At 69.5% G+C, this 20,086-nt stretch carries 19 protein-coding genes, 1 tRNA gene and 1 pseudogene; 12 read left to right on the top strand and 9 right to left on the bottom strand.

Going from position 1 to position 20,086, the window contains the following annotated elements; translation table 11 throughout:
* The first annotated feature begins 75 nt into the window (after window positions 1–75).
* From trkA to hflX, 4 genes are all read left to right on the top strand, one after another.
* Complete coding sequence (trkA, locus tag ACZ1HC_RS12555; RefSeq protein ID WP_472700281.1) at window positions 76–1,452, top strand: Trk system potassium transporter TrkA; 1,377 nt, start codon at window positions 76–78, stop codon at window positions 1,450–1,452.
* 6 nt (window positions 1,453–1,458) lie between these two features.
* On the top strand, window positions 1,459–3,087 hold the full coding sequence (locus ACZ1HC_RS12550) for a potassium transporter TrkG (RefSeq protein ID WP_472700280.1): 1,629 nt from the start codon (window positions 1,459–1,461) through the stop codon (window positions 3,085–3,087).
* 94 nt (window positions 3,088–3,181) lie between these two features.
* Entirely contained in the window at window positions 3,182–3,415 is a 234-nt protein-coding gene (gene hfq, locus ACZ1HC_RS12545; protein WP_020949330.1) for an RNA chaperone Hfq, read from the top strand.
* Window positions 3,416–4,744, top strand: a complete 1,329-nt coding sequence (gene hflX / locus ACZ1HC_RS12540) for a GTPase HflX (protein ID WP_472700279.1) — start codon at window positions 3,416–3,418, stop codon at window positions 4,742–4,744.
* Between the two features lie 15 nt (window positions 4,745–4,759).
* Here the strand turns inward: hflX and ACZ1HC_RS12535 are convergent, their stop codons facing one another.
* Genes ACZ1HC_RS12535 through ACZ1HC_RS12525 form a run of 3 tightly spaced genes read right to left on the bottom strand, consistent with a single transcriptional unit; the run spans window position 4,760 to window position 7,004 of the window.
* Window positions 4,760–5,398 carry a uracil-DNA glycosylase gene (locus ACZ1HC_RS12535; protein ID WP_472700278.1) on the bottom strand — a complete coding sequence of 213 codons (639 nt, stop codon included), beginning with the start codon at window positions 5,396–5,398 and terminating at the stop codon, window positions 4,760–4,762.
* A complete protein-coding gene (gene trpD, locus ACZ1HC_RS12530) occupies window positions 5,395–6,417 on the bottom strand; it encodes an anthranilate phosphoribosyltransferase (RefSeq protein WP_472700277.1) in 1,023 nt (340 codons plus the stop codon). The genes ACZ1HC_RS12535 and trpD overlap by 4 nt, the downstream gene beginning before the upstream one ends.
* Window positions 6,414–7,004: an anthranilate synthase component II gene (locus ACZ1HC_RS12525; RefSeq protein WP_472700276.1), complete on the bottom strand. Its 591-nt coding sequence runs from the start codon at window positions 7,002–7,004 to the stop codon at window positions 6,414–6,416. Before ACZ1HC_RS12525 ends, trpD begins: the two co-directional genes overlap by 4 nt.
* A 105-nt stretch (window positions 7,005–7,109) precedes the next feature.
* Between ACZ1HC_RS12525 and ACZ1HC_RS12520 the strand changes: the two genes are divergently transcribed.
* The 4 genes and pseudogenes from ACZ1HC_RS12520 (at window position 7,110) to trpE (ending at window position 12,380) form a co-directional block, all read left to right on the top strand.
* Window positions 7,110–7,781 (top strand): hypothetical protein, encoded by a 672-nt coding sequence (locus ACZ1HC_RS12520; protein ID WP_472700275.1) that lies wholly within the window; start codon window positions 7,110–7,112, stop codon window positions 7,779–7,781.
* A 7-nt stretch (window positions 7,782–7,788) separates the two neighbouring features.
* Window positions 7,789–8,957: pseudogene (locus ACZ1HC_RS12515) on the top strand (aminotransferase).
* A 67-nt stretch (window positions 8,958–9,024) separates the two neighbouring features.
* On the top strand, window positions 9,025–10,878 hold the full coding sequence (locus ACZ1HC_RS12510) for a peptidylprolyl isomerase (RefSeq protein WP_472700274.1): 1,854 nt from the start codon (window positions 9,025–9,027) through the stop codon (window positions 10,876–10,878).
* The gene (gene trpE, locus ACZ1HC_RS12505) at window positions 10,878–12,380 is read left to right on the top strand and encodes an anthranilate synthase component I (protein WP_472700273.1); all 1,503 of its coding nucleotides are present in this window, start codon (window positions 10,878–10,880) and stop codon (window positions 12,378–12,380) included. Before ACZ1HC_RS12510 ends, trpE begins: the two co-directional genes overlap by 1 nt.
* A gap of 102 nt (window positions 12,381–12,482) precedes the next feature.
* On the opposite strand, the gene ACZ1HC_RS12500 is transcribed toward trpE, so the two are convergent.
* The 4 genes from ACZ1HC_RS12500 to fabI all read right to left on the bottom strand — a co-directional run bounded on the left by ACZ1HC_RS12500 (window position 12,483) and on the right by fabI (window position 15,334).
* Window positions 12,483–13,262 carry a PRC-barrel domain-containing protein gene (locus ACZ1HC_RS12500; RefSeq protein WP_472700272.1) on the bottom strand — a complete coding sequence of 260 codons (780 nt, stop codon included), beginning with the start codon at window positions 13,260–13,262 and terminating at the stop codon, window positions 12,483–12,485.
* A gap of 110 nt (window positions 13,263–13,372) precedes the next feature.
* Window positions 13,373–13,873: a xanthine phosphoribosyltransferase gene (gene gpt / locus ACZ1HC_RS12495; RefSeq protein ID WP_472700271.1), complete on the bottom strand. Its 501-nt coding sequence runs from the start codon at window positions 13,871–13,873 to the stop codon at window positions 13,373–13,375.
* Window positions 13,874–13,885: 12 nt separating this feature from the next.
* On the bottom strand, window positions 13,886–14,497 hold the full coding sequence (locus ACZ1HC_RS12490; protein WP_472700270.1) for a LysE family translocator: 612 nt from the start codon (window positions 14,495–14,497) through the stop codon (window positions 13,886–13,888).
* 9 nt (window positions 14,498–14,506) lie between these two features.
* Window positions 14,507–15,334 (bottom strand): enoyl-ACP reductase FabI, encoded by an 828-nt coding sequence (gene fabI / locus ACZ1HC_RS12485; RefSeq protein ID WP_472700269.1) that lies wholly within the window; start codon window positions 15,332–15,334, stop codon window positions 14,507–14,509.
* Between the two features lie 81 nt (window positions 15,335–15,415).
* On the opposite strand from fabI, the gene pdxH reads away from it, so the two are divergent.
* The 4 genes from pdxH to ACZ1HC_RS12465 all read left to right on the top strand — a co-directional run bounded on the left by pdxH (window position 15,416) and on the right by ACZ1HC_RS12465 (window position 17,401).
* Window positions 15,416–16,030: a pyridoxamine 5'-phosphate oxidase gene (gene pdxH / locus ACZ1HC_RS12480; protein ID WP_472700268.1), complete on the top strand. Its 615-nt coding sequence runs from the start codon at window positions 15,416–15,418 to the stop codon at window positions 16,028–16,030.
* A 161-nt stretch (window positions 16,031–16,191) separates the two neighbouring features.
* Window positions 16,192–16,794, top strand: coding sequence for a cold-shock protein (locus ACZ1HC_RS12475; protein ID WP_472700267.1), 603 nt, complete (start codon window positions 16,192–16,194; stop codon window positions 16,792–16,794).
* On the top strand, window positions 16,781–17,284 hold the full coding sequence (locus tag ACZ1HC_RS12470; RefSeq protein WP_472700266.1) for a DUF192 domain-containing protein: 504 nt from the start codon (window positions 16,781–16,783) through the stop codon (window positions 17,282–17,284). Before ACZ1HC_RS12475 ends, ACZ1HC_RS12470 begins: the two co-directional genes overlap by 14 nt.
* Window positions 17,285–17,324: 40 nt before the next feature.
* A tRNA-Pro gene (locus ACZ1HC_RS12465) sits at window positions 17,325–17,401 on the top strand.
* A 4-nt stretch (window positions 17,402–17,405) separates the two neighbouring features.
* Here ACZ1HC_RS12465 and preA read toward each other — a convergent pair.
* Together preA and ACZ1HC_RS12455 are read right to left on the bottom strand one after the other, a co-directional pair.
* Window positions 17,406–18,707: an NAD-dependent dihydropyrimidine dehydrogenase subunit PreA gene (gene preA, locus ACZ1HC_RS12460; protein ID WP_472700265.1), complete on the bottom strand. Its 1,302-nt coding sequence runs from the start codon at window positions 18,705–18,707 to the stop codon at window positions 17,406–17,408.
* Window positions 18,708–18,718: 11 nt separating this feature from the next.
* Entirely contained in the window at window positions 18,719–20,077 is a 1,359-nt protein-coding gene (locus ACZ1HC_RS12455; protein ID WP_472700264.1) for an NAD(P)-dependent oxidoreductase, read from the bottom strand.
* Between the last annotated feature and the right edge of the window lie 9 nt (window positions 20,078–20,086).

Below are 20,086 nucleotides of genomic sequence, written 5' to 3'. Positions count from 1 at the left end.
GCGGCTGTTGCGCGCCGGGCGCCGCCGTCATAGGCAGGGCGTGACGGACAGGCCGCGGGCGGCGGGGGAACGGGCATGAAGATCATCATCTGCGGCGCGGGTCAGGTCGGCTGGCAGATCGCCCGGCACCTGTCGGGCGAAAGGAACGATGTCACCGTCATCGACAACAACGCCGAACTGATCCGCCGCGCCACCGACGCCCTGGACGTGCAGGGCGTCACCGGCTTCGCCAGCCATCCCGACGTGCTGGACAGCGCCGGCGCGCGCGACGCCGACCTCATCATCGCCGCGACCCATTCCGACGAGGTGAACATGGTCACCTGCCAGGTCGCCCATTCGATCTTCCAGGTGCCGCGCAAGATCGCCCGGTTGCGCAGCAACGCCTATCTGGACGCGATCTATTCCGATCTCTACACCACCTCGCACCTGCCCATCGACGTGGTCATCAGCCCGGAACGCGAGGTGGCCAATGCCGCCCTGCAACGGCTGTCGGCGCCATCGACCTTCGACGTGGAAACCTTTATGGGCGGCAAGGTGCAGCTTCTGGGGATTGTGCTGGAAGACGACTGCCCGGCGCTGAACACCCCCCTGCGGCAGTTGAGCGAACTGTTCTCGACCCTGCGCGCCATCGTCGTCGGCGTGCGCCGCCAGGGACGGCTGTTCGCGCCGGAACCGGGCGACCAGCTTTTTCCCAACGACCAGATCTATGTATTCAGCCACCGCGACGACGTGGCCCGCACGCTGGAAATCTTCGGCAAGCCGCCCCTGAAGCAGGAACGCGTGGCCATCATCGGCGCGGGCAATGTCGGCCTTGCCGTGGCCCAGGCGCTCGAGGCGCGCCCCGACCGGATCCGCACCAAGCTGATCGAGCGCGACCGCAGCCGTGCCGAGTTCGCCGCCGACCGGCTGGAACGGACCATCGTGCTGAACGGCGACGGCCTGTCCGCCGAACTGCTGGAGGAGGCGGCCGTCCCTTCCGCCGACGCAGTGCTGGCGGTGACGGACGATGACAAGACCAACATCCTGGCGGCCGTGCGCGCCAAGCAGGCGGGCGCCAAGCTGGCCATCGCGCTTGTCAACGACCCGACTCTGGTCTCGCTGATGGAGGTGCTGGACATCGACGCCTATATCAACCCGCGCGCCACCACCGTCTCGACCATCCTGCGCCACGTCCGGCACGGCCGGGTGCGCGACATCTATTCGATCGGCGACGCCGAGGCCGAGGTGATCGAGGCGCAGGCGCTGTCCACCTCGCCCATCTCGGGGCGGGCGATCCGCGACATCGACTTTCCCGAAGGCGTGCTGATCGGCGCGGTCCAGAAGGGCGACCGGATCGTGATGCCCGCCCCCGACACCCGCATCGAGGAAGGCGACGTGATCCTGATCTTCGCCCTGACCAAGGACGTGCCAGAGGTCGAGCGGCTTCTGCAGGTCTCGATCGACTTCTTCTGAGGCGCCATGACCGGCCTGCTGCGCCTGCCGCTGTTCGTCCTTGTCGCCGGCCTTGTCGGTCTGTCGATGCTGCTGCCGGCCGCCTACGCATCGGTCACCGACCACGACGCCCTGGCGCGGATCTTCCTCTATTCGGGGCTGCTGGTGCTGGTGGTGGCGGGCCTGGTCGGCCTGGCCACCGCCGCCCATCCGCGCCAGCCGCGTCCGCGAGACACGCTGCTGACGATCCTCGCGGTCTTTGCCGGGATGCCCCTGGTCATGGCGCTGCCCTTTTCCGAGGCGATGCCCGACACCGGCCTGTTCAACGCCTGGTGGGAGATGACATCGGCGCTGACGACCACGGGCGCCTCGCTGTATTCGGCGGATCTGCTGCCGATGCCGCTGCACCTGTGGCGGGCGATGGCGGGCTGGATGGGCGGCTTCTTCATCCTGGTCGCCGCCACCGCGATCCTGGCGCCCCTGCGCATCGGCGGGTTCGAGATCATGTCCCAGCCCTATGGCCGCAGCGAATACCTTGAACGGCTGCCCCGGTCGGCCGATGCGCCCGACCGCAGGCCGCATCTGTCGCAGCCGGGCTTCCACACCATGCTGACCCATCCTCATTACCGGCTGATGCGGTCGGCGGTCGCGGTGTTTCCGGTCTATGCCGGACTGACGCTGGCGCTGTGGCTGATCCTGCTGCTGCTGGGCGATCCCGGGCTGATCGCGCTGTGCCGGGCGATGGGCACGCTGTCCACAAGCGGGATCTCTCCGGTCCTCGGACCTGCGGGGGGCAGTTCCGGCCTGCCGGGCGAGGTGGCGGTGTTCCTGTTCCTGATCCCGGCGCTGTCGCGCCGCTTCTGGCCCGGCGGCGGAGAGTTGCGGGCCAGCGACCGCCTGATCGACGATCCCGAACTGAAGATGGCGGGCGGCTTTGTCTCGCTGGTGGCGCTGTCGCTGTTTGCGCGCCATTTCCTGGGCGCGATCGAGGCCCTGCACGCGCCCGCGGACGCCCCCGAGATCCTGTACGATCTTCGCAATGGGCTAGCCGCCTTCTGGGGCGGGCTGTTCACCGGCCTCAGCTATCTGACCACGACCGGCTGGACCTCGATGGACTGGCAGGGCGCGCGGGCCTGGTCCGGCCTGACCTCTCCGGGCCTGATCCTCGCCGGGCTAGCGATGATGGGGGGCGGGGTGGCCACCACCGCGGGCGGGGTGAAGCTGCTGCGCGTCTATGCCCTTGCCCGCCACGGCCAGCGCGAGATGGAGCGCATCGTGCATCCCAATTCCGTCGCAGGCGGCGGCCAGATCGCCCGCCGCCTGCGCCGCGAGGGCGCCTACCTGGCCTTCATCTTCTTCATGCTGTTCGCAACCTCGATCGCGGCCGTTGTGGCGCTGGTGTCGATCCAGCGCATCGAGATCGAGACGGCGACCATCCTCTCGATCGCGGCGCTGACCAACACCGGCCCCTTAGCGGCGGCCATTCCCCTGACCCCGGCCTTCGAGGGGACCGCCGGCATCGCCTCGGCCCCGTGGGAGGGGTGGTCGGGCCTGCCGGCCTTCACCAAGGCGGTGCTGGCCGGCGCGATGGTCGTGGGGCGGATGGAGACGCTGGCCGTGCTGGCGCTGTTCTCGCCGCAGTTCTGGCGCCGCTGAGGCCGTAACGCTTTCGTGTGCGACGCGCTTGCAAGCGTCCCGTCAACGGCCTAGATGTAAAATCCGACAGGGACAGTTCAAAAACGGAAACAAGATGGCTGGCGACAAGCAGAACCTGCAGGACGCGTTCCTCAATCACGTCCGCAAGGCGAAGGTGCCCGTCACGATCTTCCTGATCAACGGCGTCAAGTTGCAGGGCGTCATCACCTGGTTCGACAATTTCTGCGTGCTGCTTCGCCGCGACGGCCAATCGCAACTGGTCTACAAGCACGCCATCAGCACGATCATGCCGGGACAGCCCATTTCGCTGTACGAAGGCGAGGACTGATTGGCTGAACCCACCGCCACCGAAGCCCGGCCGACCCGCGCCTACGTGATCCACCCGGACCTGGCCAGCCGCACCCAGCGCCGCCAGCCCGAACATGCCCTGGCCGAGGCCGTGGCCCTGGCCCATGCGCTGCCGGGCCTCGAGATCGTGGGCGACGAGGTCGCGCGCCTGCGCAAGCCCGATCCCGGCCGCCTGTTCGGCAAGGGCAAGCTGGCCGAGATCGGCCAGCGCCTGAAGGCGGCCGAGGTCGATCTGGTGCTGATCGACGGGCCGGTGTCGCCCGTCCAGCAGCGCAACCTGGAAAAGGACTGGGGCGTCAAGCTTCTGGACCGGACCGGGCTGATCCTGGAAATCTTCGCCGACCGCGCCCGCACGCGCGAAGGCGTGCTGCAGGTGGAGCTGGCGGCGCTGTCCTATCAGCGCACCCGGCTGGTGCGCGCCTGGACCCACCTGGAACGGCAGCGCGGTGGCCTTGGCTTCGTGGGCGGTCCGGGCGAGACCCAGATCGAGGCCGACCGCCGCGCCATCGACGAACAGATGACCCGCCTGCGCCGCCAGCTTGAACGGGTGGTCAAGACCCGCACCCTGCACCGCGCCGCGCGCGCCAGGGTGCCCTATCCCATCGTGGCGCTTGTGGGCTATACCAACGCTGGCAAATCGACGCTGTTCAACCGTCTCACCGGGGCCGAGGTTCTGGCCAAGGACATGCTGTTCGCCACCCTGGACCCGACCATGCGCGCCATCCGCCTGCCGGGCGCGGGGGGGCAGGGGCGCAAGATCATCCTGTCGGACACCGTGGGCTTCATCAGCGACCTGCCCACCGAACTGGTCGCCGCCTTCCGCGCCACCCTGGAGGAGGTGCTGGAGGCCGACCTGATCCTGCACGTCCGCGACATCAGCCACCCCGAAACCGAGGAACAGGCCGCCGACGTGGCCGAGATCCTCGAAAGCCTGGGGGTCGATGAGGACGTGGCCCTGATCGAGGTCTGGAACAAGATCGACGCCCTGTCCGAGGACACCCGCGCCGCGCTGCGCCGGACCGACGCGCGGACCCAGGGGATCCAGGCCGTCAGCGCCCTGACCGGCGAGGGGCTGGACGACCTGATCGCCGCCATCGACGCGCATCTGACCGAAACCCTGGACGAGCCCAAGGCGGAGGCGACGGTGATCTTGCCCTTCTCGGACGGCCGCCGCCGCGCCTGGCTGCACGAGGCCGGCGTCGTCCAGCGCGAGGAGCCGGGCGAGGGCGGCCTGACGCTGCACCTGCTGTGGACCGACCGGCAGAAGGCGGGATTCGAGGCGCTGAGCGCGCCCGAGGCACAGGACTGATCGGGGCAGGACTGATCAGGAAGCCCAGTCCACCGGCGGCCGTCCCTGCGCCACCAGCCAGGCATTGATCCGGGAAAACGGCCTGCTGCCGAAGAAGCCCCGCCGCGCGGACAAGGGCGAGGGATGGGCCGTCGCGATCACCAGATCCTGCGGACGCGGCAGGCCCGCGACGGCCTTCTGCGCGTGCGCGCCCCACAGCAGGAAGGCCAGAGGCCCGTGGCTCTGCGCGTCTGTCACCGCATCGCGGGCCAGCCTGTCCCAGCCCCAGGAGGCATGGCGCCCCGCATCCCCGGGCGGCACCGACAGCGAGGTGTTCAGCAGCAGCACCCCCTGGCGCGCCCAGCCGGACAGGTCGCCCGTGGCGGGGGCCGCGCCGATGTCGTCGCGCAGTTCCGCGAAGATGTTCTTCAGCGACCGCGGCAGGGCCACCTGCGGCGCGACCGAGAAGGCCAGCCCGTTGGCCTGGCCGGGGGTCGGATAGGGATCCTGGCCCAGGATCACCACGCGCACCCGTTCGGGCGGGGTCGCTTCCAGCGCGGCGAAAACCAGGGCGGGACCGGGCAGCCAGTCGTCCAGCCCTTCCAGCCGCTCGCGGATCGCCGGCCAGTCCTCGCGGAAGAAGGGCAGGTGTTCCCAGGCCTTCGGCGGCTTCATGTCTCGGGCGCGCCGGTGATCCGCGCCAGCCGGTCCAGGCGATCCGCGGCCGCGCCGCTGTCGATGGACCGCGCGGCCAGGGCCGCGCCCTCGCGCAGGTCGGCCGCCTTGCCGGCGATCAGCAGCGCGGCGGCGGCGTTCAGCAGCACCGCGTCGCGATAGGCGCCCGGTTCGCCCGCCAGAAGGGCGCGGAAGGCCGCGGCGTTGTCGCCGGGCTCGCCACCGACGATGGCCTCGAACGGGTGGCGGGGCAGGCCCGCATCCTCGGGGGTGACGGTGAACTCGGTGATGGCGCCGTCCTTCAGCGCCGCGACGCGAGTTTCGCCGGCGATGCTGATCTCGTCGGTGCCGTCGGCGCCGTGGACCAGCCAGGCCGCCTCGCTGCCCAGATCCCGCAGAACCTCGGCCATGGGGCGGATCCAGTCGGCGCTGAAGGCCCCGGTCAGCTGCCGCCTGGCCAAGGCGGGGTTCGTCAGCGGGCCCAGCAGGTTGAAGATGGTCCGCGTCCCCAGTTCCGCTCGGGTCGGTCCGACATGGCGCATCGCGGGATGATGCATGGTGGCCATCATGAAGCAGATGCCGGCTTCCTGGATCGCCCGCTGGGACACGGGCGGGCCGTTCATCACGTTGATCCCCATGGCCGTCAGCGCGTCCGCGGCGCCGGATTTCGAGGTCAGGTTACGGTTGCCGTGCTTGGCCACCGGCACGCCCGCGCCCGCCACCACGAAGGCCGTCGCGGTCGAGATGTTGAGCGTGCCCTTGCCGTCCCCGCCGGTGCCGACGATGTCCATGGCGTCGTCGGGGGCGATGATGCGGTTCATGCGGTCGCGCATGGTGCGGGCGGCGGCCGCGATCTCGTCCACCGTCTCGCCGCGCACGCGCAGCGCCATCAGCAGCCCGCCGATCTGGGCGGGCGTCGCCGCCCCGTCGAACAGCGCCGAAAAGGCCGCTTCGGCTTCGTCCAGGGTCAGGGGCCGGGTGGCGGCGATGCCGATCAGCGGGCGGATGTCGGTGGTCATGCCGCGGCCTTCCCCGGGGTGCAGCGGGCCAGGAAGGTGCGGATCATCTCGTGCCCGTGTTCCGAGGCGATGGATTCGGGGTGGAACTGCACGCCTTCGATGGGAAGCGCCTCGTGGATCAGGCCCATGATGGTGCCGTCGTCCGAGGTGGCGCTGACGCGCAGGCAGTTGGGCAGGCTTTCCGGCTGCACCGTCAGCGAATGATAGCGCGTGGCCGTCAGGGGCGAGGGAAGTCCCGCGAAAACCCCGGTGCCGTCATGGCTGATCGCGTCGGTCTTGCCGTGCATGATGCGGTTCGCGCGCACCACCTTGCCGCCGAAGGCCTCGCCGATGGCCTGATGGCCCAGGCAGACGCCGAACAGCGGAACCGCCCGATCCGCCGCGGCCCGGATCAGGTCAAGGCAGATCCCCGCCTGCGCTGGGTCGCAGGGACCCGGTGAGATCACGATGCCGTCGGGCTGCATCGCCAGGGCGTCATCGACCGTCAGCGCGTCGTTGCGGCGCACCACGACCTCGGCCCCGGCCTCGGCCAGGTAATGCACGAGGTTCCAGGTGAAGCTGTCGTAGTTGTCGATCAGAAGGATCATGCTGGGCGCCTTGACATGGTGGCGGTTTCCCCGCCTTGGCGGGTCCGCTATAGATGGGCCGAAGCGCGCCGGAGGGTCAAGACCGGCAGCGGCAAGAAGGGACAGATGGCACGCGGTTTCTGGACAGGTCTTCTGCATGGCGGCGCGGTCGGCGCCGCGGCCCTTGCTATCCTGTCGCTTGCCACGCCCCTGTCGCGGCCCGCGCCGGACGCCGAACCCGCCCCGTCTGAACCCGCCCCGGCCGAACCGGCGCCGCTGGCCGCGCCGCAGCCCCGGCAGCCCGCCGCGCCAGCCGATCCGGCGCCCGTCGCCGCTGCCCCCGTCGCTGCTGCCCCCGTCGCCGCCGTCCCTGTCGCCGGGGCGGTCGATCTTCCTTCGGGGTCCGAATTCGGGCGGGGCGGCGACGTGGCGCCCAGCCTGCCGGCGCCCTTGGCATCGGAGCCCCGCGCGCAGCCCCAGGCACCGGCGGCGCCGGCCCCCTCTGCGGAGCCCGAGCCGGTGGCGATTGCCCTGCCCGAACCCCGCCCTCAGCCCGGGGGCGAACAGGACGGGCCGACCCAGGCCGTCCCGGCGACGGGCGAGGATGCCCCGCAGCTTGACCGCCCGGCGGTTCTGGCCCAGCCCGACGTTCCGACCCTGCCGGGCCGGGCGATGCCGCAGGGGCCGGACGCCGCGCCGGCGATGCCGCGGGATCTGCCGGCAGCACAAGCGGCGCCGGGGCTGGATCTGTCGCTGCCACCCGACCTGTCGGATCTTCAGGGGCTGAGCCGTGATTGAGCGTCCGATCCTGAACCCCGCCTTCGCGGCGACCGCCGCCCCCCGGTGATGGAGGCGCGCCGCTGGCTGGCGGGCGTGACCTTTCCCCCGGACCGCCCGCTGATCAATGTCAGCCAGGCCGCGCCTGTCGATCCTCCGCCGCTGGCGCTGCGGCAGGTCATGGCCGAGGCGGCGCTGAACCGGCCGGACGCGCATCTTTACGGCCCGGTGCTGGGCAACCCGGATCTGCGCGCGGCGGTGGCCGCGCGGTTTTCCCGCGCCTATGGCGGCGCGGTGGATCCCGGTCAGGTGGCGATCACCCAGGGCTGCAACCAGGCCTTCTGCGCCGCCGTGGCGACCCTGGCCGGGGCCGGCGATCAGGTCATCCTGCCGGCGCCCTGGTATTTCAATCACAAGATGTGGCTGGACATGCAGGGCATCGCCACCGTGCCCCTGCCATGCGGCGACGGCCTGCTGCCCGGACCGGACCATGCCGCCCGCCTGATCGGCCCGCGCACCCGCGCGATCGTGCTGGTGACGCCCAACAACCCCTCGGGGGCGGAATACCCGGCGGACCTGGTGGGGCGCTTCTTCGATCTGGCGCAGGCGCGGGGCATCGCGCTGATCCTGGACGAAACCTACCGCGACTTCGACAGCCGCGACGGGCCGCCCCATGACCTGCTGGCGCGGCCCGGCTGGGACCGGACCGTGATCCAGCTTTACAGCTTTTCCAAGGCCTACCGGCTGACCGGGCACCGGGTGGGGGCGCTGATCGGCTCGGCCCAGCGGCTGGCGCAGGTCGAGAAGTTCCTGGACACCGTGGCGATCTGCCCGCCGCAACTGGGCCAGACCGGGGCGCTGTGGGGGATGGGGAACCTGGACGGCTGGCTGGCCGCCGAACGGGCCGAGATCCTGGCGCGCCGCGACGCGACGGTGGCGGCGCTGAGCGGCCTGCCGGGCTGGCGCGTCAAAAGCGCCGGCGCCTATTTCGTCTGGGTAGAGCATCCGCTGGCGGAAGGCTCGACCGAACTGGCGCGGCGGATGGTGGCGGATGCCGGGGTGCTGGCGCTGCCCGGCAGCATGTTCATGCCCGCCGGCGATCCGGCGGGCGCGCGCCACCTGCGGATCGCCTTCGCCAACATCGACAGGCCCCGGATCGCTCAACTGGCCGAGAGGCTTGCCGGGCTTTCCGCCTGACAGGCTTGTGGCAGGGCCGCGCCCGTCCTAAAGACGGCTCCGACACCAGAAGGGGAAGCGCCGGGCCATGAAGAACCTGCGGACACACGGGAAATCGACGATCGTCTGGGTGCTGATGGGCCTGATGGTCCTGGGGCTTGGCGGCTTTGGCGTCACCAGCTTTTCGGGGGGCTCGACCTCGATCGGGTCGGTGGGCGACACGACCATCACCGCCGACGATTACGCCCGCGCGCTTCGCAACCAGCTGAACGCCTATCAGCAGCAGACCGGCCAGCCGATCAGCATGGCCCAGGCCCAAGCCATCGGCCTGCCGCAGGCCGTGCAGTCCCAGCTTGTCACCGCCGCCGCGCTCGAGGAGCAGGCCCGCCGCATCGGCGTGAGCGTAGGGGACGACCGGGTGCGCCAGGCGATCCTGGACGCGCCCGCCTTCCGCGGCCCGACCGGCAGCTTCGATCGCGCCGCCTACGCCGAGGTGTTGCGCCGCGAGAACCTGACCGAGGCCGAGTTCGAGCGGGAGGTTCGCACCGACGAGGCCCGCCTGCTGATCCAGCGGGCCGTGGCCGGCGGCGTCAGCGCGCCCGAGGCCGCGGTCGAGACCACCGCCCAGTGGATCCTCGAGCGGCGCGACTTGGCCTGGCGCGAACTGACCCCGGACATGCTGCCCGCGCCCCTGGCCGAACCCGACGAGGAGACCCTGCGGGCCTGGCACAGCGCGAACGCGGACCGCTTTACCGCGCCCGAACTGCGCAGGATCACCTATGCCTGGCTGACGCCGGAAATCCTGGCGCCCGAGGTCGAACTGGACGAGGCCGCGCTGCGCGCCGCCTACGAGGCCAACATCGACGAGTATCAGCGCCCCGAGCGTCGCCTGGTCAGCCGCCTGGTCTTCCCCTCGGCCGAGGAGGCCGAGGCCGCCAAGGCGCAGATCGACGCGGGCACCGCGCCCTTCGAGGCCTTCGTGCTGCAGCGTGGCCTGCAGCCCGAGGACGCCGAACTGGGCGAGGTTTCGCAAGAGGATCTGGGCGCGGCCGGCGAGGCGGTCTTCGCGCTGGAACAGCCGGGCGTCGTCGGGCCGCTGCAGACCGACCTGGGCCCCGCGCTGTTTTCGGTCCATGCCATCCTCGAGCCGGTGAACGTGCCGTTCGAGCAGGCCCGCCAGGATCTGCAGGCCGAGGCCGCCCTGGACCGCGCGGCGCGCATGATCGAGGACCGGATCCCCGAATACGAGGATCTTCTGGCCGGCGGTGCGACGCTGGAACAGATCGCCGACGAGACCGAGATGCAGCTTGGCACCATCGACTGGTCCCGCGACGCCACCCCCGAGGAAGGCAGCATCGCCGGCTATCAGGCCTTCCGCGACCGGGCCGCCCAGGCCTCCGAGGCGGATTTCCCCGAACTGGTCGGCCTGGACGACGGCGGCGTGTTCGCCCTGCGCCTGGACGAGGTCGTGCCCCCCACGCTGCGCCCCTTCGAGGAGATCCGCGACGAGGTCGAGGCCGACTGGCGGCGCGCCGAGACGCATCGTCAGCTTCTTGCGCTTGCCGAGGAGCAGCGCCTGAACGATGCCGCGCCCACAGGCCAGGTCGCGCCGCAGTGGACCGAGGTGCGCGACATCACTCGCGACGGCTGGATCGAGGGCGCCCCGGCCGATGCGGTGGCGCGCGCCTTCGCCATGACCGAGCCCGGCGACATCGAGATCGTGGACGCCGACAACCGCGTGATCCTGCTGCGCCTTGACGCCATCCACGACGCCGATCTGGCGGGCGAGGACGCGCAGCGCATCGCCGACGCGGTCGGCGACCGGCTGGCGCAGTCGCTGCAGTCCGACGTCTTCGACTATTACGCCCGCGCCGTGCAGCGCGAGGCGGGGATCCGTCTGGACCAGTCCGCGATCAATGCCATCAACGCGCAGGTCCAGTGATGGACCTGACGCCCGACTTCGCCGCCTTCGAGGCGGCCTGGAACGCCGGCCAGAACCAGCTTGTCACCATCCGCCTGGCCGCGGATCTGGACACGCCCGTCAGCCTGATGCTGAAGCTGGCCGAGGCCGCGCCCATGTCCTTCATGCTGGAATCCGTGACCGGAGGAGAGATCCGCGGCCGCTATTCCATCGTCGGCATGAAGCCCGACCTGATCTGGGACTGCCGGGACGGCCAGGCGCGCATCAACCGGCAGGCGCGCTTTTCCGACGACTTCCAGCCCGACCCCCGGCCCGCGCTTGACAGCCTGCGGGCGCTGATCGCCGAAAGCCGGATCGAGGCGATGCCCGAAGGCGTCCCTCCGGTTGCGGCGGGGCTGTTCGGCTATCTGGGCTATGACATGATCCGCCTGGTCGAACGCCTGCCGAACGTGAACCCCGATCCGCTGGATCTGCCCGACGCGATGCTGATGCGTCCGTCGGTGGTCGCGGTCCTCGACGGCGTGAAGGGAGAGGTGACGCTGTGTGCCCCGGCCTGGCACGACGGGTCGGGCAACGCCCGCGCCGCCTATGCCCAGGCAGCGGAACGGGTCATGGACGCGCTGCGCTCTCTGGACCGTCAGCCGTCCGAGCCGCGCGCGCTGGGCCACGACGCCCGCATCGGCGAACCGGTATCGAACTTCTCGAAGGCTGAATACCTGGCGGCCGTGGAGAGGGCCAAGGACTATATCCGCGCGGGCGACATCTTCCAGGTGGTCCCCAGCCAACGCTGGCGGATGGATTTCCCGCTGCCGCCCTTCGCGCTGTATCGCAGCCTGCGCCGCACCAACCCGTCCCCGTTCATGTTCTTCCTGAACCTGGGCGGCTTCCAGATCGTCGGCGCCTCGCCCGAGATCCTGGTGCGCCTGCGCGACGGCGAAGTGACGATCCGCCCCATCGCGGGCACACGGCCGCGCGGCGCCGACGAGGCCCAGGACCGCGCCCTTGAAGCGGACCTGCTGGGGGACCAGAAGGAACTGGCCGAACACCTGATGCTGCTGGACCTGGGCCGCAACGACGTGGGCCGCGTGGCCAAGCCCGGCACCGTCCGCCCGACCGAACGGTTCGTGATCGAACGCTACAGCCACGTCATGCACATCGTCAGCAACGTGATGGGCGAACTGCGCGAGGGCGAGGATGCCTTGTCGGCGCTGCTGGCGGGGCTTCCGGCGGGCACGGTTTCTGGCGCGCCGAAGGTCCGCGCGATGGAGATCATCGACGAGCTGGAACCCGAGAAGCGCGGCGTCTATGGGGGCGCGGTCGGGTATTTCGCCGCCAATGGCGAGATGGACATGTGCATCGCCCTGCGCACCGGCGTCCTGAAGGACGGCGCGCTGTATATCCAGGCCGGCGGCGGCGTCGTCTATGACAGCGACCCGGAATCCGAGTTCATGGAGACCGTGAACAAGAGCCGCGCCCTGCAACGCGCCGCCGAAGGCGCGGCGCGTTTCGTGCGCGGCAACTGACACGGAAACGGCCCCCACGAAGGGGGCCGGTCTTGGCGTGGTGCGAAGGATCAGTTGGTCGCAGGCGCAGCGCCAGTCGCCGGTTCGGCCTCGGTGTCGCTCTCAGGCTCCATCGCGCCCGAATCGGCGGGCATGGTGGCCGGGGCCGCGGCGCCGCCGGCAGGCTGGTCCATCGGCTCGGCCGTCGGCGTGGTAGCCGAATCGGTGCCCGTCATCGGCGTCTGCGTCGCGGTGGTCGAGGCGGCCGGATCGGTGCCCATGGTCGCGGCCGAGATCCGGGGTCGCGGTCATGGCGCCATCTTCGGCCATGCCATCTTCGGCCATGCCGCCTTCAGCCGTGCCGCCTTCGGTCCCGCCCGCGGCGTCCATCGCGCCAGGGGCCGCTTCCTGCTCGCGATAGACGTATTCGGGTGCGGCCTCGGCTTCTTCCTGCGTCAGTTCGCTGGTGATCTGCTGGGCGTCATAGTTGATCTGCAGCTGGTCCCAGGGAACCGCGATCTGCTTTTCGCCGATGCCCAGGAAGCCGCCCACGCCGATCACCGCCGCCTTCAGGGTGCCCGCTTCGGCATCGACGATCACGTCGTTGATGTCGCCGATCGCATTGCCATCCGGCGAGCTGACGGTCGTATCGGTGATCCAGTCGATCCGCAGTTCGTTCTCGGCCTGCTGCTGTTCGACCTTGCCGCTGGCGGCGAGGTCAGCGCCTTCGGCGGCTTCCGCATCCTCCTCGGCCGAGGCTTCCGCCGCGGGGGCGGCATCCGTGCCCATCGTGGTGTCGGTGGCCGGATCCGCCGGGGCAGGCGTCGTGGTGGTGTCCTGGGCAAAGGCCTGGCCCATCATCAACGGCAGCACGAGAGCGGTGCTGAGCATCAAGTTGCGCATGTCTTCCTCCTGATATGCCGCGCAGGGCGAACGCCGCGCGATTGAGAAGACAATGCCCAGTGGGCCTCCGGGTTCCGGCTGCCCGCCGCTGATCTCGGCCGGGGCCGGCCTCAATCCTCGCCGCGATAGGGCTGGACGTATTGCAGCGCCATGTCCCAGGGAAAGAAGATCCAGGTGTCCTGGCTGACCTCGGTCACATAGGTCTGGACCATCGGCTTGCCCTTGGGCTTGGCATAGACGGTGCCGAAATGGGCCTTGGGATACATCTCGCGGATCAGTTCCAGCGTGCGACCAGAATCCACCAGGTCGTCGATGACCAGGATGCCGTCGCCGTCGCCCATCAGCGCCGGATCGGGCTTGTTCAGCACCTCGAGCTTGCCCTGGCCCGCCTCGGCGCCGACGCCCTTGTAGGACCGGATCGAGATGGAATCGATGGTCCTGATGTCCAGTTCGCGCGCCACGATCATCGCCGGCACAAGGCCGCCGCGGGTGACGGCCACGACCGCGCGCCAGTCGGTTCCGTCCAGGCGCCAGGCAAGCGCGCGGGCGTCGCGGTGCAACTGGTCCCAACTGACGTGGAACCCCTTTTCGTGGGGAAGGCGGTCGATCATGGCGGTCCTTTCTCAGTGGCGCAGGATCAGCGACAGGCCCAGCAGGCCGATGGCCAGACCTGCGGCGCGGTCGATCCAGAACTTCGCGGCATAATACCTGCGGCGCAGCCAGGGCAAGGCCATCAGCGAGGCCAGCGCCGTATAGAAGGCCAGTTCGATGGAAACCGCCGTGGCATAGATGGCCAGCTTGTCCCAGGCGCCCAGCAGCACCGGAAAGACCGACAGCAGCACCGCCGAATAGAACAGCGCCGGCTTGGGGTTCGACAGGTTCAGCATCATTCCGCCCAGAAAGCCCGTCCCCCGGCGGCTTTCCGCCGGGTCGGGCAGCGGGTCCGGGGCGTGTTTCCACATCTTGAAGGCGATCCACAGCAGATAGGCGCCGCCGCCGATCTTCAGCGCGACATAGGTCCAGGGCAGCGTGCGGAAGATCACCGTCAGGCCCAGCAGCGCGAAGATGCACCACAGCGATGCCCCCACCGCCAGGCCCCAGCCATAGGGCAGCGCGCGCCGGCGGCCCAAGGCGAAGGCGCTTTGGCTGACGGCGATCACGCCGGGGCCAGGCGACAGGATCGCCACCGCCAGCACGCCCGCGAACAGGGCCAGCTGATCCAGCGTGACCGTCATCGCGGTGCGTCAGTCCTTCTTGACCGTCGCGATGTCGGGCGCATCCACCGCCTTCATGCCGACCACGTGATAGCCCGCATCGACGTGGTGCGTCTCGCCCGTCACGCCCGCGCCCAGGCGCGACAGCAGGTACAGCGCCGAATTGCCCACATCCTCGGTCGTGACATTTCGCCGCAGGGGCGAGTTCAGTTCGTTCCACTTCATGATGTAGCGGAAGTCGCCGATGCCGCTGGCCGCCAGCGTCTTGATCGGGCCGGCGCTTATCGCGTTCACGCGGATGCCGTCCTTGCCCAGATCCTCGGCCAGGTAGCGGACGCTGGCTTCAAGCGCGGCCTTGGCCACCCCCATCACGTTGTAATGCGGCATCACCCGTTCGGCGCCGTAATAGGTCAGCGTCAGAAGGCTACCCCCGTTCGGCATCATCGCCGCCGCCCGGCGCGCGACGGCGGTGAAGGAATAGACCGAAATGTCCATCGTCATCAGGAAGTTGTCGCGCGTGGTGTCGGCATAGCGGCCGCGCAGCTGATCCTTGTCGGAAAAGCCGATGGCGTGGACGACGAAATCGAGGCTGCCCCACTGGTCGCGCAGGGCCTGGAACAGCGCGTCGATCGAGTCTTCGTGGCTGACGTCGCAGGGCAGCACCAGCGAGGATCCCAGCTGCGCGGCCAGCGGATCGACCCGCTTCTTCAGCGCCTCGCCCTGGTACGAGAAGGCAAGCTCGGCGCCTTCGTTCGCCACCGCGCGGGCGATGCCCCAGGCGATCGACTTGTCGTTCGCCAGTCCCATGACAAGGCCGCGCTTGCCAGCCATCAATCCCTGCTTCTGCTCGCTTGACATGTGCGGCCTCTCGCGCTTTCAACCCTTTGTGACAGGTGCTTAGGCCAAAGGGCCCCTGGCATCAAGCGCAAGGAAGGCACCATGACGGATCGTGACGGCGTGTTTGCGGGCGACGACCCGTTCGAGATTGCAAGACGTTGGCTGGCCGAGGCCGAGACGACCGAGCCGAACGATCCCAACGCCATCGCCCTGGCGACGGTGGACGGACAGGGGATGCCCGATGCGCGCATGGTCCTGCTGAAAGAGATCGAGGGCCAGGGGCCGGACGGCGGCTTCGTGTTCTATACCAACTACGAAAGCGCCAAGGGCCGGCAGATCGCCGCGACCGGCAAGGCCGCCTTCGTGATGCACTGGAAATCGCTGCGCCGCCAGATCCGCGTGCGGGGCGATGTGGTCCGGGTCGAGGGGCCGAAGGCCGATGCCTATTACGCCAGCCGTGCGCTGCAAAGCCGGATCGGCGCCTGGGCCTCGCGGCAGTCGCAGCCCCTGGAAAGCCGCGCGGCCCTGCTGGCCGAGGCCGCGCGCCAAGGCCTGCGCCACGGCACGAACCCGCCCAGGCCGCCCTTCTGGGGCGGTTTCCGGATCGCCCCCAGGCAGATCGAATTCTGGGCCGATGGCGCTTTCCGGTTGCACGACCGATTTCGCTGGGACAAAGAGGCCAGTGGTGCATGGAGTGTGCGGCGGCTCTCACCCTAGGCCTTGACGAAAAGGTTCCGGTGGCTGACCATGATGACAGGCGCGTGTTTTTTTTGCGTCGGTCTCCCGCGATCACGACCGCATGACGGCGTATGGAATGAACGGTGTGGTGAGTTGGACTCGGGTCAGGACAAGACGCGCTGAGCGCATGTGGTGCAGAGATGACGGATGAGAAGGGGCTGAAGCTGGTGACGGGACTGGTCAAGTGGTTTGACCCGTCCAGAGGCTATGGCTTCATCCTGAACGAGGAAGGCGGCGCGGACATCCTGCTGCACGCCAACGTCCTGAGGAACTTCGGACGCAGCTCGGTGGCCGACCAGTCGCGGGTGACGGTCTGGATGCAGCCGACCGCGCGCGGACTGCAGGCGACCGAGGTGGTGTCGATCGAACCGCCGGTATCGGACGGATCGGCGCCCATCGCGGATCTGGACAACGGCGTGATCGAACATCTCGAGACGCTGCCGCTGCGGCCGGCCCGCGTGAAGTGGTTCGACAAGACCAAGGGTTTCGGCTTCGCCAACATCTTCGGTCATCCCGACGACGTCTTCCTGCATGTCGAGGTGCTGCGCCATTCCGGCTTTGCGGACCTCTCGATCGGCGAGGCGATCGGCATCCGCGTCATCGAGGGGCCGCGCGGCCTGATGGCGGCGCAGGTCACCAGCTGGGACCGCGGCACCGAACAGGGATGCCGGTCACTGGGCGCCGACCACCTGGGCGACCAGGCGCAGGAGGTCAAGGACTTCATGGCGCATGTCGCCGAGTAAGGCGGCCCCGGCGGCGGCCCTTCTTCTGTCCGCCGCCCTGGCCCTGCCTTGCGCCGCCCAGGTGGCCTGCAGTCCGGACCAGGCGATCTTCCAGACCGATGGCGGCCAGGTCTCGGTCAGTGTCGAACTGGCCGACGACGAGGCCGAGCGGGCGCAGGGCCTGATGTTCCGCCAGTCCCTGCCGCGGGGAACCGGGATGCTGTTCGTCTATGACACGCCGCGGCCCGTCAGCTTCTGGATGCGCAACACCTATATCACGCTGGATCTGATCTTCATGGACGCGGCCGGCGTGATCCGCCACATCCATCCCCGGGCGACGCCGCTGGACGAAACGCCCATCCCGGGTGCTGCCATCGGCGATCCCGCCCCCGAACGCCAGATGATCCTGGAGGTCGGCGGGGGCGAGGCCCGGCGTCTGGGACTGGCCGTCGGCGATGCCATGGCCCATCCCCGCCTGGATCAGGATTTGGCGGTGCTGCCCTGCCGCTAGGGCTTTTACAGCCCGACGCGATCCGCTAAACGGAACGCGTCGGGGCGTAGCGCAGCCTGGTAGCGCGACGGTTTTGGGTACCGTAGGCCGGAAGTTCGAATCTTCTCGCCCCGACCACCGGTCATTCCGCCGCCTTGGCCGCCATTGGGTTGTTGGGGTGCGTGGTCCAGTTGGCATAGGGGCCGCGGGGCAGGCCGGTGCGCAGGTCCATCTCGCCCACGGCCAGTTCGCGCATGTCGATGCAGTTCTCGACCGGGCAGACGTCCAGGCACAGGTTGCAGGCGACGCATTCCTCCTCGATCACCTCGAAGACGCGGCCGGGCTTCATGGCGATCGCCTGGTGGGACGTGTCTTCGCAGGCGGCGTAGCAGCGGCCGCACTTGATGCACAGATCCTGGTCGATGCGGGCCTTGGTGACATAGTTCAGGTTCAGCTGGTTCCAGTCGGTGACGTTCGGCACCGCCCGCCCGATCAGGTCGGACATGGCCATGTCGCGGCTGTCCAGATAGTCGCGCAGGCCCGAGATCATCTCTTGCACGATCTTGAAGCCATAGGTCATCGCCGCGGTGCAGACCTGCACCGTGCCCGCGCCCAGGGCCATGAACTCGGCCGCGTCGCGCCAGGTCGTCACGCCGCCGATGCCGCTGATGGGCAGGCCGTAGGTGGCAGGGTTGCGGGCGATCTCGGCCACCATGTTCAGGGCGATGGGCTTGACCGCCGGGCCGCAATAGCCGCCATGCGCGCCCTTGCCGTCGATGGTGGGCTCGGGGGCGAACAGGTCCAGATCGACCGAGGTGATCGAGTTGATCGTGTTGATGAGGCTGACGGCATCCGCGCCGCCGCGCATCGCGGCCTCGGCCGGCTTGCGGACATCGGTGATGTTTGGCGTCAGCTTCACGATGCAGGGCATGCGCGAGTACTGCTTGACCCAGCGGGTGACCATCTCGATGTATTCCGGCACCTGGCCCACGGCGCTGCCCATGCCGCGTTCGGACATGCCGTGCGGGCAGCCGAAGTTCAGTTCGACGCCGTCGGCGCCGGTATCCTCGATACGGGCCAGGATGTCGCGCCAGGACTGTTCGTCGCAGGGCACCATCAGCGAGATCACCAGGGCGCGGTCGGGATAGTCGCGCTTGACCGACTTGATCTCGCGCAGGTTCACCTCCAGCGGGCGGTCGGTGATCAGCTCGATGTTGTTGATGCCCAGCACGCGGCGGTCAGGGCCGTGGATGACGCCGTAGCGGGGACCGTTGACGTTGACGACGGGCGGGCCTTCGGCGCCCAGGGTCTTCCACACCACGCCGCCCCAGCCGGCCTGGAAGGCGCGGCGGACGTTGTATTCCTTGTCCGTGGGCGGGGCCGAGGCCAGCCAGAAGGGGTTGGGGGACTTGATTCCGACGAAATTGCTGCGCAGGTCGGCCATGATGGATCTCCTCAGCCGGGAATCTCGACCGGGCGTCCGGTCAGGTGGGCATCGATGTCTTCGGCGGCGTCGCGGCCTTCCGCGACGGCTGTGACGGTCAGATCGTCGCCGCCGGCGGCGCAGTCGCCCCCGGCCCAGACGCCGGGGATGCTGGTGCGGCCGGGGCCGGCCACGCCGATCTTGCCGCCGTCCAGCAACAGGCCGTCCGGCACGCCCTCCAGCCGCTGGCCGATGGCGCGGAACAGCTGGTCGGCCTTCAGCCGGAAGCGGTCGTCGGTCAGGTGCAGCCCGCCATCGGGATCCGCTTCGGTATAGGCGAACTCGACCTCGACCACGGTGCCGTTGCCGTGGACCCTGACAGGCACGGCGTTGCAGATGATGCGCACCCCGGCGCGGGTGGCGTGGTCCTGTTCGTGGCGGCTGGCGCCCATCTGCGACTGGTCGCGGCGATAGACGATGGTGACGTTTTCCGCCCCCAGCAGGCGCGCCTGCACCGCGGCGTCCACCGCCGTCATGCCGCCGCCGATTACCACCACGTCGCGGCCGATGGGCAGGGTGGTCAGGTCGCTGGCCTGGCGCAGGTCGCGGATGAAGCTGACCGCGTCCAGGACGTTGCCGCGTTCCTCGCCCTCGGTCCGCAGGGCGTTGACGCCGCCCAGGCCCATGCCCAGGAACACCGCGTCGTAACCGGCCCGCAGCCCCTCCAGCGTGATGTCCCGGCCCAGGCTGTGGTCGTGGCGCAATTCGATCCCGCCGATGCCCAGGATCCAGTCCACCTCGGCCTGGGCGAAGCCGTCCACGGCCTTGTAGCTGGCGATGCCGTATTCGTTCAGCCCGCCGGGCTTGGGCCTGGCCTCGAAGATCGTGACGTCATGGCCCTTGGCGGCCAGACGGTGCGCGCAGGCCAGCCCCGCCGGCCCCGCGCCGACCACCGCGATGCGCTTGCCGGTGGGGGCGGCGCGACGGAACGGATGGTCCTGCCGGGCCATCATCCCGTCGGTGGCGTATCGCTGCAGGGCGCCGATGGCGACCGGGTCGCCCTCGGCCTCCATGCGGACACAGGCCCCTTCGCAGAGGTTCTCGGTCGGGCAGACCCGGGCGCACATGCCGCCCAGGATATTGGCGTGAAAGATGGTCATTGCCGCAGCGTCCGGCGTGCCGGTGGCGATCTGGCGGATGAACAGCGGGATGTCGATGCTGGTCGGGCAGGCCGTGATGCATGGCGCGTCGTGGCAGAAATAGCAGCGGTCGGCGGCCACGCGCGCCTCGTGCCGGGTCAGGGGCGGGGCGACATCGGCGAAATTGGCCGCCAGTTCATGCGGGGTAATGCGACCGGGAACGACTCCGGGCGCCAGCCTGGCTTGGGACATTTGCGTCTC

This window comes from Paracoccus sp. BR5-17 (assembly GCF_055693925.1).
The sequence above is the reverse complement of the archived record's forward strand: the minus strand, read 5'-3'. Positions and strand labels throughout refer to the sequence as shown.